Source organism: Micromonospora sp. AKA38, from assembly GCF_027925725.1.
Taxonomy (GTDB): domain Bacteria; phylum Actinomycetota; class Actinomycetes; order Mycobacteriales; family Micromonosporaceae; genus Micromonospora.
Window position 1 is genome coordinate 287484 of sequence record NZ_BNEI01000002.1, and the last position, 16768, is coordinate 304251.

At 71.4% G+C, this 16768-nt stretch carries 12 protein-coding genes; 5 read left to right on the forward strand and 7 right to left on the reverse strand.

The window, feature by feature from the left end; genetic code table 11:
* Position 1: 1 nt before the first annotated feature.
* The 3 genes from TPA0908_RS04820 to TPA0908_RS04830 are packed head-to-tail and all read right to left on the reverse strand — an operon-like array spanning position 2 to position 2793.
* Positions 2-1060, reverse strand: a complete 1059-nt coding sequence (locus tag TPA0908_RS04820; RefSeq protein ID WP_281935039.1) for an NAD(P)/FAD-dependent oxidoreductase — start codon at positions 1058-1060, stop codon at positions 2-4.
* Positions 1053-2417 carry a class I tRNA ligase family protein gene (locus tag TPA0908_RS04825; RefSeq protein WP_281935041.1) on the reverse strand — a complete coding sequence of 455 codons (1365 nt, stop codon included), beginning with the start codon at positions 2415-2417 and terminating at the stop codon, positions 1053-1055. The genes TPA0908_RS04820 and TPA0908_RS04825 overlap by 8 nt, the downstream gene beginning before the upstream one ends.
* A complete protein-coding gene (locus TPA0908_RS04830; protein WP_281935043.1) occupies positions 2410-2793 on the reverse strand; it encodes a cupin domain-containing protein in 384 nt (127 codons plus the stop codon). The genes TPA0908_RS04825 and TPA0908_RS04830 overlap by 8 nt, the downstream gene beginning before the upstream one ends.
* Positions 2794-3287: 494 nt before the next feature.
* On the opposite strand from TPA0908_RS04830, the gene TPA0908_RS04835 reads away from it, so the two are divergent.
* Positions 3288-4223: a helix-turn-helix domain-containing protein gene (locus tag TPA0908_RS04835; protein ID WP_281935045.1), complete on the forward strand. Its 936-nt coding sequence runs from the start codon at positions 3288-3290 to the stop codon at positions 4221-4223.
* Positions 4224-4259: 36 nt separating this feature from the next.
* On the opposite strand, the gene TPA0908_RS04840 is transcribed toward TPA0908_RS04835, so the two are convergent.
* Positions 4260-4934: a pyridoxamine 5'-phosphate oxidase family protein gene (locus tag TPA0908_RS04840; protein WP_281935047.1), complete on the reverse strand. Its 675-nt coding sequence runs from the start codon at positions 4932-4934 to the stop codon at positions 4260-4262.
* Between the two features lie 218 nt (positions 4935-5152).
* Here TPA0908_RS04840 and TPA0908_RS04845 point away from each other — a divergent pair, with 218 nt between their 5' ends.
* Positions 5153-5797 (forward strand): NYN domain-containing protein, encoded by a 645-nt coding sequence (locus TPA0908_RS04845; RefSeq protein WP_281935048.1) that lies wholly within the window; start codon positions 5153-5155, stop codon positions 5795-5797.
* 286 nt (positions 5798-6083) lie between these two features.
* Here TPA0908_RS04845 and TPA0908_RS04850 read toward each other — a convergent pair whose 3' ends face one another.
* Together TPA0908_RS04850 and TPA0908_RS04855 are read right to left on the reverse strand one after the other, a co-directional pair.
* Positions 6084-10565, reverse strand: a complete 4482-nt coding sequence (locus TPA0908_RS04850; protein WP_281935049.1) for a hypothetical protein — start codon at positions 10563-10565, stop codon at positions 6084-6086.
* 110 nt (positions 10566-10675) lie between these two features.
* A complete protein-coding gene (locus TPA0908_RS04855) occupies positions 10676-10978 on the reverse strand; it encodes a hypothetical protein (protein WP_281935050.1) in 303 nt (100 codons plus the stop codon).
* 367 nt (positions 10979-11345) lie between these two features.
* Between TPA0908_RS04855 and TPA0908_RS04860 the strand changes: the two genes are divergently transcribed.
* Together TPA0908_RS04860 and TPA0908_RS04865 are read left to right on the forward strand one after the other, a co-directional pair.
* A complete protein-coding gene (locus TPA0908_RS04860; RefSeq protein WP_281935051.1) occupies positions 11346-14447 on the forward strand; it encodes an NACHT domain-containing protein in 3102 nt (1033 codons plus the stop codon).
* A gap of 314 nt (positions 14448-14761) precedes the next feature.
* A complete protein-coding gene (locus TPA0908_RS04865) occupies positions 14762-15454 on the forward strand; it encodes an SMI1/KNR4 family protein (protein WP_281935053.1) in 693 nt (230 codons plus the stop codon).
* Positions 15455-15565: 111 nt separating this feature from the next.
* Here TPA0908_RS04865 and TPA0908_RS04870 read toward each other — a convergent pair whose 3' ends face one another.
* Positions 15566-16216, reverse strand: a complete 651-nt coding sequence (locus TPA0908_RS04870; RefSeq protein WP_281935055.1) for a hypothetical protein — start codon at positions 16214-16216, stop codon at positions 15566-15568.
* Positions 16217-16361: 145 nt separating this feature from the next.
* On the opposite strand from TPA0908_RS04870, the gene TPA0908_RS04875 reads away from it, so the two are divergent.
* The gene (locus TPA0908_RS04875) at positions 16362-16754 is read left to right on the forward strand and encodes a hypothetical protein (RefSeq protein ID WP_281935057.1); all 393 of its coding nucleotides are present in this window, start codon (positions 16362-16364) and stop codon (positions 16752-16754) included.
* The last annotated feature ends 14 nt before the right edge of the window (positions 16755-16768 follow it).

Below are 16768 nucleotides of genomic sequence, written 5' to 3' on the forward strand. Positions count from 1 at the left end.
GCTAACCCGTCGGAACCCCGACGGACGATGGGTGGTCCAGCAGAGCGCTGGCTGCGCGTCGGCTGGCGGCCAGGGCGGTCTTGGCGGCGCCCCCGCTCCCGCCGGTGAAGGTGTGCACGGTCCCGGAGACGGCCCGCAGCGCGAGGCCGGGGGGCTCGCTGTAGCAGTCGGCCGCGCTGACCGGCGGGCCCGCCGGGCGCGGGTCCAGGCCGGGCAGCCGCGACGCGGCCACCACTCGGACCCGCGCCGCGAGTTCGGCGTCGGGCGCGGGGGCGGCCGGGTCGACGTCCCAGCGGGAGCTGGGCAGGCCGAGCAGGAGGCGTCCGGGGCCGGCGGGCCGGCCGTAGAGGCCACTGGTCTCGTCCACGAACGACGGCAGGTCGGCGCGGCGCACGGCGTGGTGGGCGTACTGGATGTGCTTGGTGCGCAGGCGGGTGGCAAGCCCGGCGGCCCGCAGCAGTCCCGGGGTCCACGCCCCGGCGGCCACGACCACGAGGTCACCGGCGAGCCGCCGGCCGTCGCGCAACTCCACCGTGTCGCCGTCGAGCCGGGCCATCGGCACGGCCTCGGTCCGGGTCAGCCCGGCCAGCACGGCCCGCCGCAGCCGGTCCGGCACCACGTGGCCGGCCCGGCGCTCCCAGACCCCCACGGCGTGCTCGGGCAGCCCGTCGACGCCGAAGCGGCGGGCGACCTCCGCAGCGGTGAGCACCTCGGCGTCGACCGCGGCGGCACCGGCCCCGATCCCGCCGCCGCCCCCGGCGACGGTGTCCGGTTCGAGCAGGTAGAGCGAGCCGGTGCGCCGCCAGCCGGCCGCCGCCGCCAGGCCGGGGTCGCCCCGCAGCTCGGCGAGGCTGGCGGCGGCCAGGGCGCGGGCGGCCGGCTCCGGCTCGAAGGCCCGGACCAGCCCGCCCGACGCCGCGGTGGCGTCCCGGTACCCGCCGGTCGGGCCGTCGGGCGCCGTGCCGATGAGCACCGCCTCGGCGCCCGCGTCCTGCAACCGCCGGGCCAGCAGGACCCCGGCCAGCCCGGCGCCGACGACGAGCACCCGCGGCTCAGTCACCCGCGCCCGCCGGGAGGGTGCCGCCGACGAGGCCCAGCAGCCGGGCCGCCCGTTCGGGTCGGCTGCCGGCGGCGGCCAGCGCCGCGCGGACCGCGGCGGCCGGGTCGAAGGCGTCCGGGCGCAACGCCCGCTCGCCCCGGGTCAGCTCGATGTCCGCCAGCGCCGCGTCGAGGTGAGGGCCGGCGCCGTCGAGCGCCGCGGTGTAGCCGGCCTTGAACGCCTCGTACGCGGCCGGCAGGAAGTCGGACTCGTAGCTGTCCGGCCGGTCCCAGCTCACGAACGCCCGGACCACCGCCGGGTCCTCGGTGGCCAGGAACTCGTGCGCCCAGATGGCGTGCCCCCGGCTGGTGGAGAACTTCGCGCCGGTGAGCCGGTAGAACTCGTTGACCACCAGCCCGGTCGGCCGCTCGGGCAGCCCGGCGGCCAGGTGCAGGGCGGGGATGAGCACCGCGTAGTAGAAGGCGTTGTCGATGCCGAGGAACAGCCACTGTTCGTCGACGTCGCCCCAGGCGTCGAGGTAACCGGTCAGCGTGTCCACCCCCGGACGCAGGTGGCGGGCCGGCAGCACCAGGTTGGCCAGCGCCATCTCGGCCCAGACGTCCACCCGCAGGCCGTCGCCCCACTCGATGCCCCAGTCGCTCGGGTAGGCCAGCGCGACGTCCGGCAGCCCCGTGTCGAGGTACGCCGCGACCAGCCGGCGCAGCCGGGGCGGCAGGACCGCCCGGGACCAGAACTCGCACAGCCGCTCCCGGTGCTCCTCCAGCCGGAGGACCGGCACCTGGTGGGTCACCGGCTCCGGGGCGGCCGAGCAGCAGGTCGAGCGGGCGTCGACCAGGTCCGCCGCGGCGAGGAAGCTGCCGCACCCCTCACAGGTGCCGCCGGCCGCCCCCGCCCCGCAGCGCGGGCAGGCCCCCACGACCCGGGCGTGGTGCAGGATCCGGTGACAGCCGGCGCAGGCGCGCAGCGACATCGGGGCCAGCTCGACGACCTTCGCCTCGACCAGCTCGGTGAGCAGCCGGGCCACGGCGTCGCGGTAGCCCGCGTCGACCAGCGGGTCGACCATCACGTCGTACCCGATGCGCGCCGCGCGCAGCGCCTCGCCCACCAGCGCGCCGTAGTGCGCGGCGGTGTCCGCGGGTGCCTCGCCGCGCGCCTCGGCCCGGGCCGGCACGTAGTTCTGGTGGGCGTCCAGGCCGCACTGGGTCAGGACCCGGCGGCCGTCGGCGCGCAGCGCGCGGGCCGCGATGTCCCCGGCGACGTACGGGCCGGAGAGGTGCCCGACGTGCAGCGGCCCGTTCGGTGTCGGCGGCGGCGTCACCACGAGGACCACCCCGGCGGGGGCGGCGCCGTCAGTCACGGCCCGCCCCGGCGTCCCGGCCGCCCTCGGCGTCGGCGTCGGTGGTCCGGGGCATCCAGTAGATGCTCAGGATGGTCAGCGGGACCTCCGGGGAGGGGTTGTGGATCACGTGGGACCGCTCGGGGTCGAGCAGGATCACCCCGCCGGTCGGCACCTCGACCTTCTCCCCGGCCGCCTCGTAGATGGCGGTGCCCCGGGTCACCACCGCGAACTCGACCTCCGGGTGCACGTCCTCGGCGCTGCTGGCACCGGGCGGGATCACGCACCACATCGCGTCGAACGGCAGCGGCCCCAGGTCGCGGTACTGCTTCCAGCGGCCGATCTGAATGCCGTACTCGTCGGTGAGCTGCGCGGTGTCGCTGACGTACTTCCGCATGCTTGTCCTCCTGATCGCGGGTGACCTGAGCGGCAGGGCCGTGGGTCGGCGCCGACGGCCCGCCGGGGGCGGCGGTCGTCGGCGTGACGGCGGGTTCGCGTCCCGCCGGCGTCGTGGCGCGGGCCGGTCGGCGGCGTGCCACCGGCCGGGGCGGGGCCCGCGCCGGCGGCCCGGCGGTGACGGCGGCGCGGGCGTCCCCACCGGGGGCGGGGACCGGCCCCGGGCCCGGCGCGCGCCGGGCGGCGCGGTGCGTGACCAAGCCACGATGGGTCACGGCGGACCGCTGCTCGAAACACCGCCTCCCCGGCTCCGATTGATTCGCCGCGGCGAATGGCGGCACTGCCACTGTCGGCGTAGGGTCGCTCTGCGAACAGGCAGACAACCGGCAGTTCAACGGCAACATCTCGGCCGACTCCCGGATCAGTGGCCCCGGCTACGGCGTACCGTCGGCACGAATCGGCCAGACCCGCACGGAGCAGGCGAGTGGGGATGGCATGGTGATCGACTACCCGGTTACCCTGAGTGATGAGATCGTCGCGGCCCGACAGCGGGCCCACCTCACCCAGGAGGAGTTGGCGGCCCGGACGGGGCTGAGCGTGCGCAGCATCCGCAACCTGGAGTCGGCGCGGGTGCTGCGGCCCCGGCCCGCCACCGTCCGACTGATCCGCGACGCGCTCGGCCTGCCCGGCCCGCCCGGCCCGTCATCGCCACCGCCCCGGCCGCGGCCGATGCAACTGCCGCTGGACGTGCCCGGCTTCACCGGCCGCGTCGCCCAGCTCGCCCAACTCGACCGGCTCTTCGACGGTGGCCCCCGGCAGATGTCCACCGTGGTGGTTTGCGTCCTCATCGGCCGCGCCGGGATCGGCAAGACCGCACTGGCGCTGCACTGGGCGCACCGGTTCGCGACCCGTTTCGCCGACGGGGTGCTCCACATCGACCTGAGCGGCAACCGGACACAAAGGTCACCGGCGTCGCCCTCGGACGCGCTGGGCTGCCTCATCGAGGCGCTCGCCGGGCCGGCCGGCGGCATCCCGCGTGGCCTCGACGCCCGGGTCGGGCTGTACCGCAGCCTGCTCGCCGGACGGCGGATGCTCATCGTGCTCGACGACGCGCGGGACGCCGACCAGGTCCGGCCACTCCTGCCCGGCGCGGCCGGGTGCATGGTGCTGGTGACCAGCCGGGACCGGCTCACCGGGCTGGTCGCCGGAGAGGTCGCGCACCCCGTCGTGCTCGACCGCCTCGCCCCGGAGGAGGCGTACGAGCTGCTGCGGGCCCGCCTCGGCGCGCACCGCCTCGCGACGGAACCCGAGGCGGTACGCGGGATAGTGGCCCACTGCCAGGGCGTGCCCCGGGCGCTGGCGGTGGTGGCGGCCTGCGCGGCCGTCCAGCCCGGGGTGTCGCTCACCGAGCTGGCGCGGCAACTGCGCTAGCGGCGCCGGTCGGCAACCCGGCCCGCGCCGGTGCTTTCAGGACCGGTCGGCGCGGGTCCCGGCGCGTGCGGCCACGTGCGCCGGCACCGCCACGGTCGCGGGCAGCGCGGGATCGGTCAGCGGCTGCTGCCACGTCGCGACCAGGGGAAGCTCACCGGCCCAGAGGCCGAGCGCGGCGTCCGGGCCGGCGCCGTCGTCGGGCGGGCCGCTGCGGGTCTTGACCGACGCCTCGGCCAGTGGCAGCGCCAGCAGGACCGTAGCCGCGAGCTCCTTGCCGTTCGGCCCGCGGGTGTAGTCCCACTGGCCCGGCGCGACGTGCTCGGTCAGCAACCGCAGGCCGTACCGCTTCTCCTCGGCGTCGACGACCCTGCGCGGGGTCCCGTAGACCATCGCGCTGCGGTAGTTGACCCCGTGCTCGAAGACCGAACGGGCCAGGACCAGCCCGTCGACGACCGTGACCGTGGCGCAGACCTCGGCGTCGGTGGTGAGGCTCCGGCTGGCCACCGAGCCGTGCAGGAACAGGTGCGTGGTGTCGAAGCCGTAGACGGTCGGCACCACCATCGGACAGCCGTCCACCAGCGCGCCGAGGTGGCAGACGAGACCGGCCCGCAGCACCTCGAAGAGGGCGGCGCGGTCGCCGCGTCCCTTCTGGCTCATGCGGCGCAGCCGGGTGCGGGGGGTTGCGGACAACGGCGCGTCGGCGTCGCTCATGACTCGTCTCCCGTCGGTCGGAACGGACCCGGGCGCGAGCGTACTCACCGGCCGGTGCCCTCCGCCTCCTCGACCGGCGCCTGGCGGCTCAGCGGTGGTCCTCGGCGGGGTCCCGGTCCGGCCAGCTGTGTGGCGGCGGGGTTGGCTGAGGTTCTGGTCGCGGTGTCAGATCCGCTGTGAGGCGCTGCTGGCAGTGCTGGCAGGCAATACCCTCGACCATGAGCCCCGGCTTCCTCCGGCACGTCGAACGCTCGGGCTCGACCGGTCCGCGCTCGCTGCTCGACTCGAGAGGCACAACAATGCCCGGTACAACCGCACCCGTCACGTATCTCATCGTGGACGGGGAGAACATCGATGCCACTCTCGGCAACAGTGTTCTGGAGCGCCGGCCGGCCCCTGCGGAGCGACCCCGGTGGGAGCGTCTGCGGGACTTCGCGCGGGACACGTGGCAGCAGCCGGTGAAGGCACTGTTCTTCCTCAACGCCTCGGGCGGCGGTCTGCCGATGCCCTTCGTCCGGGCCCTCCTGAGCATGGACTACCGCCCCGTCCCGCTCGCTGGTTCGTCGGATCAGAAGGTGGTGGACATCGGCATCCAGCGGACGTTGGAGGCTATCGCCCGGCGCTCGGGCAATGTGATGCTCGCCAGTCACGACGGCGATTTCCTGCCGCAGGTCGACGAGCTCCTACGAGGTGATCATCAGGTCGCGGTCGTCGGGTTCACGGAGTTCCTCAACGCCGGCTTCGCGGACCTTCCGGGCCTGCATGTATTCGACATCGAGGAGGATGCGGGCTGCTTCACCAACGTCCTTCCTCGGGTTCGCATCATCGACCTTGAAAGCTTCGACCCTGAGCGCTTCTTGTAGGCCGGACAGCATCCGCGCCTGCTCGCGATGTGAGCGCATGTCCGCAGCGCAACGTCTAGGGTGTTGCCGTGATCCTCGTGGCGGCGCGAGCCGCCGCTGACCACTGATGAGTCGGCCGAGCTGGAATCGCAGCTCGCTGTCGAGCTTCCCGCCGAGTACGCACGGAAGTAGCGGCAGAACCGGATACCCGTCGAGGATTACCTGGATCACAACTATCCTGCCGTCATGTCGCTCAACTTCGGTATCCCCGGCTACCAGCCAGACTGGCGCCGGGGAGTCGTCGACGTCACGAGGCGGCACGCTGGGCGACTGCTAGGCCGTCCGTGACCGACATCGTCAGCGTGGGGCGGGACGGCGCACCGATCTGGCCGGTCGCGGGCCACCAGGTGACCACGTCGAGCAACGCCCCGACCAGTTCGTCGACGGCATCGTTCCCGCCCTGACGCCGTATCCACCAGGCTGACGCGGCGAGCATCCCGCACAGGGCCCTGCGGTCCACCCCGGTCGGCCAGGTGCGGGGCAGGTCGCCGCCGCCCAGGGCTGTCGTCCCCGGCCATTCGTCTCCGAGTCGCCGCAGGATCGTGGCCTGGGCGCTGGCACGCGAGGCAGGGCCACGGGCCCGGGTGACCCGCGCGTACAACTCGACGAGCTCGTCACGCTCCAGCACGCCGACGGCGGAGGCGAAGCCGGCGTCCGGCGCCCAGGAGGTCGAGGCGTCCGGCGTATGACAGCTGATCAGCCGCTCCGCCAGAGTCTCGAACCGAACGGCGTCGTCCCGACGCATCCGGGCCAGGAACGGGAGGATGCCCCGCTCACTCGCGAGCTCCACCTCCGTCATCCGGAGGGCGTGCGCGAACATCTCGGGTGCCAGGACGTCTGCGGCGTCCGGCGCCAGCCGCCTGGCGAATGCGGTGAGAACCCCGAGGCGGAAGCCATCATCTGGTTCCTCCCCCATCATCGCCCGGAGCGCTCTCCGGAACTGGTCCCCGTCGAGGCTGGGAGCCAGCGCGACGAGCACCTGATGGTTACGCCGCCCGGGCGAGTCCGCGAGCGTCATCGCCAGGGCCTCCTCGACGACGGACGCCGGCAGCGGAGCACCGAACGCCTCAAGGACGACCGCGTCCCACTCACCGCTGGCAGCCAGTAACGCACGCAGCGCCGTGGTTGCCGCTTCGGTGGCTCCCGCCCGGTACAGGTACCCGAGCGTGCGGGCGTCCGCCGAATGGGACCGGTTGGTGGTCCCACCCTGCCACCGGGCGGTCGCCAGCATCGTCAGTACCGCTCCGGTCAGGGAACTCCGCTCGGCATCGGGCAGGTGACGGCTCAGACCCGCGAGGGCCTGCGCGCGCAGCGGACCGTCGCGGCGGGCGAGCAGGAGGTCACACGCGCGGCGTACCTGTTCCACCGGCACCAGTTCCGCGAAGCGGAGCAGCGGCGACACCTCGTCCTCGTCGATCAGTGGCATGTGCTCGGCGGCGTACGTGAAGACACCGTCGAGAAGCTCGTCCTGGCCGGTGGAACGGAGTCGCGACACCAGACCGGGCGCCCAGAGCGCCATCTGCGCGGCGCTCTCCGGGTCATCGCCCACCGCGGCGGCCCAGGCCCGTGGCAGCGCCTGATCCGGCAGCGCCCCGCTGAGCGCCTCCACGGCCCGCGCGACGCCCCCGAGGCCGTACACCCGCTCTGCGCTGATCATCGTCGTGCTCAGGCCGGGGTCCGCCGAGGCCATGGTCAACGGCCGCCACACCGGCTGTTTCCGCGCCCAGAGAGGCACCGAGCGTGACCCGGACTCCAGCAGCGCCAGCGCGTCCACGGCGACCTCTGAGGACAGCAGGGGGGCGAGCCTCGCCACCGCGTCGGCAAGGGTCCGCGACTCCGGGATCCCGCGGACGAAGGTCAGGACGCGCCTCCCGGTCCGGCTACGTGCCTCGGGGGGAAGAACCCGTCCGATCTCGGCTACGGCGGACAGGTCGTCCAGCCGTACCGGGCTCGACGTGCTGTCGGCGACGGCCTGTCGCAGCACGTCCTCGGGAAGGTGCGGAGCGAGCACGTTGAGTGCCGTCACCCGGGCGCCTGACTCGACGGCGTCCTCCGTGTTCACCGCGCGCAGTGCCGCCCCGAGCTCCTCCTCGCTCAGCTGCGGCGCGATGATCGCGAGCGTCTGCGCGTACCTGGGGTCGTCGTCCCATGCCTCAATGGCTTCCGCGACGTACCGGCGACGCGTCTCCGGGGAGAGATACCTGACCAGGTGTGGTCGGGCGTCCAAGGCGAGTGGGTGGTCGATCCGGACCGGCAGCCGTTCGATCTTCGGGATCGCCGCCATCTCCTGCTCGGCGTAGTCGCGTGCCTCCTCCGGCGGCAGCCGGTCGAGCATCGCGCCGAGCAGAAGGTGTCGGACCGCGGCATCCAGCAGCCGACCCGACTCTCCGTCGGGCGGGAACAACTCGCTCAGCCAACCTCGCACCTCGGTGGTGGACAGTTGTCCGCAGAGCGCGTACAGCAGATTCGGCGAGCGGAAGTCCAACCTGAAGCGCAGCGCCAACTCCAGCAGGGCGGGCACTTCCGACCTGCCCCAGTCGAGGTGCGCGGCCACATGGAGCATGCGGGCGGCGACCTCCATGTCCACGCCCTTCTCCAGCACCCACCGCAGTCGCTCGATGCCGCCGGTGGGCCGGGGACCAGGCGTGGCGGGCCTGTCCCCCGGTCCGTCAGGCCGGTTCCCGAGCAGGGTCAGCACGTCGTCGAAAACCGCCTCGGTGACGGGCACGTGCTGGAGCAGGGCGATCAGCTGGTCCCGGCCCGGCTCGTACTTTCCCGAGCCGAGGATCCGTAACGCCTTGCGCGCGCCGGCCCCCCGGTCCGGGTGCAGAAACAGGGTGACGACAGCCCGGACGAACTTCCGGTTGCCGTAGCGGTCCTGCAACAGATGATGGTGCAGCAGGTCCGTCAGCGCGTCGTGCGGCAGCCGGGCGGCCGCGGTGGCCAGTGGCCCGGGCAGCAGTCGGCCGTTGTCGGTGTCGAGGGCCAGTTCGACCACGACCGGAACGAGTTCGTCGGCCAGGAGCGGCAGGATCGCCTCCAGCACGGCGGAGCGTTCCTGGCTGCCGTACGAGGCGGCGAGGCTGAGCACGTCCGGATGCGTGCGCTCCGGCAGGTCCGGTACGAGAAGTCGAACCCCCGTCGCCTGATGATCCGGATTGCTCATGATCGCGACACGCTGGAAGCCCTGCTCGACGGTCCAGTGTCCCCGAGTGACCATCTCCCGCACCAGCCCGGGCGGGATGGCCGTCACCGCCGAGGTCACGCTCGCCTGGATGAGGCGGTACCGCAACCGGAGCGTGAGCCGCCCGGTCGCCGCCTCCGCCAACTCGACATCACGCAGATAGCTGCCGACATCACCGGCCTGCGCGTGCACCGCGTACCAAAGATTCTCTCGACCCCGGCTCAGCGCGAGCAGACGGTGCAGGTCCGCTTCCCGGCCGGTCGCCAACAGGTGCGACGCCAGATGCCGGACGGGATACCCGCCGTCCGCGCCGGCCAGCTCCGGCCGGGCCACCAGGGTCCCGAGCCCGGACTCCAGGCCACCCCATGCCGCCAGGTAGCGGTCGCAGACACGGGCGTGAGCAGCCCGCGCCGCCTGCCGGAGAGTCGCGTCGGACGCGCCCGACAGGTACTCCCGGAGACTCGGGTGGTGGGGCGCGAAGCGGACCGGCTCGTCCGCCTCCTCACCGGGGCCGACGACCGTGCAGAAGGGCCGCAGCCCGTCGCGCATGAGCGCGTCCACGAGGGACGGCTCGTCCAGCCCGGCGAGCGAGCAGAGAGTGCGGGCGTCCACCGGCTCGCCGGCCACGCCGAGCGCCGCGAGCAGTCGGACGCGTCGCTCGTCGTACTGCCCGTCCCCGCCGAGGCAGAGCGACAGGACGCGGTGCTGGTAGTAGGCCTCCAAGCCTTCCGGCAACCCGGGAAGATCCCGAATCCTCCGCGGATCCTGACCGATGGACTCGATCACGTAGTGGGCGTAGACCCACGACCCTCGACTGCGCTCCAGGATCCGCAGGGCGAAGGCTTCCTCGGTGACGCCGTGTCCGTCGAGCGCCCGGGCGACACGGGGGTCGTTCCGCGCACGGTCACGGAGGAAACCCTCCAGCGCCGCACCATTCCCCGGCGATTCCGGCAACAACGTCACACGACGTGTCTGGTCCCACGGAAGGTTCCTCAATCGCCCGGTCCGCGCGGTCACGACGACGTACACGCGCTCCGGAAGCCACTGCGGCAGCCCGAACGGCAACTCGGTGGCGGGATACTCGTGGGCGGCGTCCAGCGCGTCGACGACCACGACGATGGGCCGTGTCGGCCCCTGCTCGTTGCGCCGTCGCGCCGCCTGCTCGATGACGTCGGCCAGCCACCCGGCCTCTCCGCTGGAGTCGGAGAGCCAACCACCGGGGGCGAGATCGTCCAACTCCCACGCGGTGATGAGTTGAGCGCTCAGGCTGCGCACGACTGTCGCCGTCAGTCCCGCCCCGGCTCCGTTCTGCACGAAGTGCGCGGCGTCCGTCTCCGGTCGCGCCTCGACCCACGCCGCGAACGCCGACTTCCCCATGCCGGGCTCGGCCTCCACCGCGAAGTATCCACGATCCTGTTCTGCCATGAACCGGAGGAAATCCGCGACCAGCGGATTGTTCGGGTAGTAGGCCCGGGTCAGCGAATCGACGTATGCCCCGTACGCCTGGGGAGCATCCCGGAGCGGATGGGCCCCGGCGGCGGTCATGACCGTGATGTTGATGTTGCCGCTGTTGTTGTCCGCGTTGATGACGGGGCTGTAGTCCCCTTGCGTTTCCGACGTACCGCGCCGCTGGGGAAACGGCCGCCATCTCCTCATCAGGTCGGATCGCCGTTGTCGCCGGACGGCCTGTCGGATCTCGGCGGCGCGTGGAAGGTGATGTGTCCGCTGTTGTTGTCCGCGTTGACGATGGGGCTGTTGTCCCCGCGCGTCTCGGATGTCGGGGCCGTGGCCGGCGGTGATCCGGGGCGCTGAAGCGCGGTCAGCCCGGCCCAGAGCAAGGCGACCGCGACGAGCGCCACGACGAGCGGCGGCGTGATACCTGCGGTGACCAGATTGGTCAGGACGCCGGCGACGATTGCCAGCACCACCGAAAGAGCGGCAATGAGTCTTTGGTTCATCTGTCCCCACCCGTGTGACGGCGACCCAGATTCGCTGACTGCCGCTCCCATCCTGCCATCGGTCTCGACGGTCACACCAGCTTGTCCACTCGCTCGCCGGCCGGAATCGGCGAAGGCAGCTGCCCGAGCACGGGCCGGACACGGTCAGACCGTCCGACGCCCAACAGGGGTGCAGACATCGGTGTCGGACGGCGTGTCCGTCGGGGTGGGCCGGCTGGACCGATGCACAGGACGAGCAACCTACGCGTCGGGACCTTCGAGGCCGCCGAAGAGGTCATCGTTCAGGCCGCCCTGCTCAGAGGTTCGCAGAGATCCGTCATCGACGGATCTGCGTTGAGCATGCCCGACTCGTCAGCGATGATGAGGTGTGCGCAGCGTGCGGGTACGCCGACTGTTTGCGGTCGTCGTGGTCGGCGTGGCCCTGGCCCTGCTCGCACGAGCCGGCTGGTCAATGCGTGAACACGGCCTCGACTGGGGCGACAAGGCCGCCAGCATCGCCGGATTCGTGCTCCTGGCCGCCGGCACACTCGCGGCGGTCCTGCGCCGGCTACTGGGTTGGACCCGCGACGCGAAGCCCCTGTCCAACGCGGATCTCGAGCAGGCCACCGAGGACCTTGCCGTAGCCCTCACCCGCATCTGGGCCAACGAGGAGCGGCTACGGCGGATCAACGACCCGTGGCCGCTGCCCGTGCGATGGGCGACCGTCGACAGCCCCAGCAGCGACACAGGTGAACCGAACGCCACGTCAGGCGCCGGCGTGTTCACCGACGTCGCGGCGTTCTTCACGGCCTTGGCCACACCACGGCTGGTCATCCTCGGCACGGCCGGGTCGGGAAAGAGCGTGCTGGCAGCCCGCCTGGTCCGCGACCTCCTGGCCGCACGATCAGCCGGAGATCCCCTGCCCGTTCTCGTGCCGCTGGGCAACTGGCACACCGGAGCCACCCTGAGCCGGTGGCTGGCAGACGAACTGGTGAACCTCAGCCCCGCGCTCGCCGCGCAGGTACGCGCCGGCGACCACACACCCGTCACCGTTGCTCAAGCACTGGTCGACGCCGCGAGGATCCTGCCCGTCCTGGACGGATTGGATGAGCTGCCCGCGCCAGAGCGCGCCTGGGTGATTGAGCAGATCAACGCCTACGGCTCGGACCGGCCGCTGGTGATGACCAGCCGCCCGGATGAATACCGGGGCGCCGAGCATCGGGCGGGACGCCCGATAGCACTCGCCACAGCGGTGCACCTGCGTCCGCTATCCACCGACGAGGTGTGCGACTACCTCCTCGCCGCCACCGCGGGCGCGCGAACGGGCCGCTGGCAGGCCATCTTCAACAACGTCACCGCCGCGCCGACCGGCGCGCCGGCGCAGGTGCTGACGAACCCGCTGATGCTGTGGTTGGCCCGCACCGTGTACGAGCACCAATCCAACGATCCGGCGGAGCTTCTTACCTTCTCCGATGCGCACACCATGGAACAGCACCTGCTGGAAGCCCTGATACCCGCGGTCTACGGTGACCGGCCCGCTCCGACGCCGTTTCGCTGCCGCCCGAAGCAGGCACGGCGGTGGCTGGCCGCTCTGGCCGCCGACCTGGCCCGCGCGGACAGCCGAGACCTCGCCTGGTGGCGGATGAGCGACCCCAGCCGGTTCTGGGCGTCGCTTGTCGTGGCGGTGCGCTGCGCCATCGGCGCGGCGCTGCTCTGGGGTGCCGTCGCCCTCGCCATCGCACTGGACGCACCCGGCCCGGGACGAAACCTCTTCGCCGAGTGGGGTCGACTGGCCTCGTCAGGCCCGATCGGTGTCCACCTCCCGCCGTCGGTCACAGAGACGATAGACGCCCTACAGGGCTCCGATCTGCCACCGGAGATCGACGTCGGCGTGATGGCCGACCTGCGGGTCTTCGCCTCGTGGGTGGCGGTCTGGGCGATCTTGGGCACCGGTCTTGTCGCCCTGGGACGCTCCGTCGAAGTGCCGCCGCTGCCCTCGGCCCTTGGGCGGCGCCCCGTCACCTGGCGGTGGACGCTCGTGCGACTCTGGGTCGGCGTCTCGCTGACCGGGCTGACCGCCTTGGGCGTCGTGCGAACCTGGTACCCGCATCTGGCGGTGCCGAAGATCAACGGCTTCCTGCTGACAGCGGCGGTGCTTGGCGTGGTCATGGCCGACGCACCGGGCTGGCTGGTGCAGCCGGTCGATGTTTCCCGCGCCGTCGGGCCGGCGCAGCTGGTGCGTCTGGACAGACGTGCCGGGCTGGTCTCCATGCTCGGCCGACGCGGCACCTTCGCGCTACTCATCTGGCTGTTCGCCGGCCCCGCCACGCTCGTCGGCTACCTCGCCTACGCCGTGGCTCGCGCCGCCGTGACCGCGCTGATCGGTGACTTCGGTCCAGCGTCCAGTCGCTTCGCGGCCACGCGGTTGTCCTACGCGCTCCGGCGCCGCCTGCCCTGGCGGTTCATGCCGTTTCTGACCGACGCCCACCGGCGTGGCGTGTTACGCCAGATCGGCGCTGTCTACCAGTTCCGCCATCTCCGACTGCAGAACCACCTCGCAGAAGCCGACGCCAACGGACGTGTGCAACAGCGCTTGGAACAGCTCGTCACCTGGATCGAGCGGCACCGCACTGCGCCGAGACGTGACGCGTTGGTCCTGCAGCGGCTGCCGTGGTCCCGTCAACGCTGGCGCGATCCCACCCTGGCCACGAAACTCGCTGCCCGTGCACCCGCCGCCGAGCATGTCACCGATCCGATCGACGATTGGAGCACCGGTTGGAGGGCAGCCCACACATGGCAGTTGGGTCCGTGGCGTCAGATGGCCGAGCAGGGCACGTTACTGCCCGGTGAGCATGTGCGTGTTCACCTGACCATGCATCCCGTAGCGGTGCTGCCCGCCGTGACGGTCGTCGCCGCGGGTATCGCCTCGTGCCTCCTCCTGTTCCCGAGCCTGCTATGCCTTGCGATCGGACTGATCATTACCGCCGCCGTGCCGTTCTTCATCGCCTCCAGCGAGCAGGTGACCGTCACGGACCGCCGCATACGAGTGGTGACGATGTCACGACGTGTCGAGGTGCCGTTGCGGCACATCACCGACCTGCGATACGAGCAGTCCCTACTCGGCAGAGTGCTCGGATACGGCCAACTAAAGGTCACCACCGTCGACGTCGCGCAAGACGACACCACCAGCCGGCGCACGAAGCATGAGCGGGTCGGCTGGCACAACATGGAGGCAACCGCTGAGGGAACAGTGATCGCCCACCTGACGGGCCTGCGAGACGTGCCCCGCGCCTACGAGCTGATACGGCACCTGCTTCCGCCGGACCGTGCCTCCAACCGACCCCACGAGCTACCTCAAGTCGGGTCCGACACCACCACCAGAGCCTCAACCGAACGCGCCGCCACCCAGATGGCCGCGCCGGACGCCAACGACGCCCTCCATCCGGGAAAACCGCCGCTGAGCCACCAGGAACCTCAGCCCGATGAGTAGAGGTCATCGCCTCGCGCAGGTCCCCTGGTCGCGACACGTATGAAGCCCCCTGCCGCCCGCTTCGCCCACGGTCGGCAAGGAACAGGCCACCCGTAGCCGCTCACGCTGCGGCTGATCGCGGGAAGACTGCCTCTCACGCGATCCTACGCTCCCGTGGAGCCGCAAGCCGAGCAGACCGACAAGAAGCGGTGCGGGTCCGGAACCGTCGCGCCAGTGCTGACGACGCTGGGCCGGTCAGCGTCATCGCCGGCACAACACCCGCGCTTCGCTCGCGATGTGAGCGCATGTCCGCAGCCCACGTCTAGGGTGTTGCCGTGCTCCTCTCGGACTGGTCGGATGTACCCGATCGCCTGGCCAGATTGTCGACGCACCCGTCTGCCGGCACGGTCTTCGGAGCCGACGGCCATCAGTGGCGACGCGAGCCGCCGCTGACCACTGATGAGCTGGCCGAACTGGAATCGCAGCTCGCTGTCGAGCTTCCCGCCGAGTACCGTTCCTTTCTTCTGCAGGTCGGTCGTGGGGGCGCGGGCCCGGCGTACGGCCTCTTTTCCGTTGACCGGGTTGGTGGCCGTTGGCGCTGGGAAGGCGACGGTGCCGAACTCACCGACCTGGGAACGTTGCGCCAGCCGTTCCCGCACACCGATGCGTTCAACCCCGCGGACGGCCTGCCGGATCCGCCCGATGAGGCGGACTTCGACTCCGAGGGCAAGTTCAACGAGGCTGAAGACGCTTACTGGCAGCAGCACGATGCCGTCGTCTTCGCACCCGAACACTCCATCGGGTTGCTCTATCTCTGTCACCTTGGCTGCGCCTGCCGCGAAGCCCTCGTCATCAGTGGACCAACTCGCGGTCAGATGTGGGCCGACGACACCGCCAGCGACGGCGGGTTCCGGCCGCTGCACGAGCCCGACGGAAGCCCGACGGGCTTCACGCGCTGGTACCGAGGCTGGCTCGAACAGGCCGAAGAGCAAACCCGGTCCCGATCAAGCCGCACCGCACGGAAATAGCGGCAGAGCCGGATACCCGTCGAGGATTGCCCGCGTCCGATCCGGATGCCTGGTCCTCGTCATTCAGCGGCGGTTGGCCGACAGTCAGCAGGGCGATGCCCTCGATTGAGGTCAGACGTCTGCGGTCCAGGGTTCTCCGACGCCCGCGCGTTCCGCGGTGCGTCCGGGCGGTAGGTCGAGAACGTCGATCAGAGTGGGGTCCTCGTCGACGGCATGGTGCAGGTGTCCGACCTTGCCGGTGCCGCCGTTCGCGTCAGAGGCTCCGATCAACTGCCAGACGCCGTCGTCCGCGTCGTGACTGACGAACAGGACGGGCTCGTGGCGTTCGAAGACCTCAGGGGTCTGGATACAGGTGGTGCCGAGCAACCAGTGCCGCATCCAACCGGCTCGCCGATCATGCTGCATGACGTGGTCGGCCACCCACCAGACGAACGGCAGGTCCTCGTGGGCGCGCGACTGATCCGCGCTCAGATCCGGGCCGCCCTGCGGGACCTGCTCGAACGGCTCATCGGCGAGAGAGAACGCGTGACCATCCTCGTGCGCGAAAATGACGGCGTGGAACGTGCCCCCGCCAGGATTGCCGGCGCCAATCCCGATGGACAGACGGGCGATATGCGGGTCTGAGCCGGTGGTCCAACCGAACGCGTACGACGCCAACTCGCCACGCGGCCCGACGAACTCGCCGAACGCACGCCGGTCCACGCCTGTGACATCGGCCGTGGGCACCTCAACGAGCGCACCCTCCAACACCTGGATCTCCACGCCGGCAACATAGCTGATCGAAAACGCCGCCCCGCAGGCACACGCCACCCGCTCCCCACACCACCTGGCGACAGGTTGGGCGGGCCCAGACGGCCAGAGCTTGGCTCTCTACGTTCCTCCATACAGGTCTGGCAGACTCCGCGACATGAGAACGTGGGCCATCGCGGTTACGGCCGTAGCGGCCACGCTCGTGGCGATACCCGTGACGACCGCGCTCGCCATGGGGTACTACCCACGCCCGGACTGCTTTGACCGTGCCGCCTTCGACGAGGTCGTGACAGCCCTACCGCCGCCGCCGACCCAGAACGCGTTCGACTCGGTCGATGCGCCTGACAGGATCGGCTCGTGTGACATCGGAGAGTCATACGGAGTGAAGGGCGGCTACATCTTCTACGCTGTCGACAGCCCGGGCCTCGACGATTCCGGATGGGGGTACTTCCCCGACGGGCCGGACGGTGACCTAGGAAACGGTGAGTGGGAAGGGCCGCAGTTCGAACAGATTGACGGACCTTGGTACCACTGGACGGCAAGCTGGTAAGCAGGAGCGCCCGG

Coding starts and splice junctions, on each gene's coding strand:
- TPA0908_RS04830 (WP_281935043.1), bottom strand. CDS start 2,793: ATGCGGAAGTACGTCAGCGACACCGCGCAGCTCACCGACGAGTACGGC.
- TPA0908_RS04835 (WP_281935045.1), top strand. CDS start 3,288: ATGGTGATCGACTACCCGGTTACCCTGAGTGATGAGATCGTCGCGGCC.
- TPA0908_RS04840 (WP_281935047.1), bottom strand. CDS start 4,934: ATGAGCGACGCCGACGCGCCGTTGTCCGCAACCCCCCGCACCCGGCTG.
- TPA0908_RS04845 (WP_281935048.1), top strand. CDS start 5,153: ATGAGCCCCGGCTTCCTCCGGCACGTCGAACGCTCGGGCTCGACCGGT.
- TPA0908_RS04850 (WP_281935049.1), bottom strand. CDS start 10,565: ATGACCGCCGCCGGGGCCCATCCGCTCCGGGATGCTCCCCAGGCGTAC.
- TPA0908_RS04855 (WP_281935050.1), bottom strand. CDS start 10,978: ATGAACCAAAGACTCATTGCCGCTCTTTCGGTGGTGCTGGCAATCGTC.
- TPA0908_RS04875 (WP_281935057.1), top strand. CDS start 16,362: ATGAGAACGTGGGCCATCGCGGTTACGGCCGTAGCGGCCACGCTCGTG.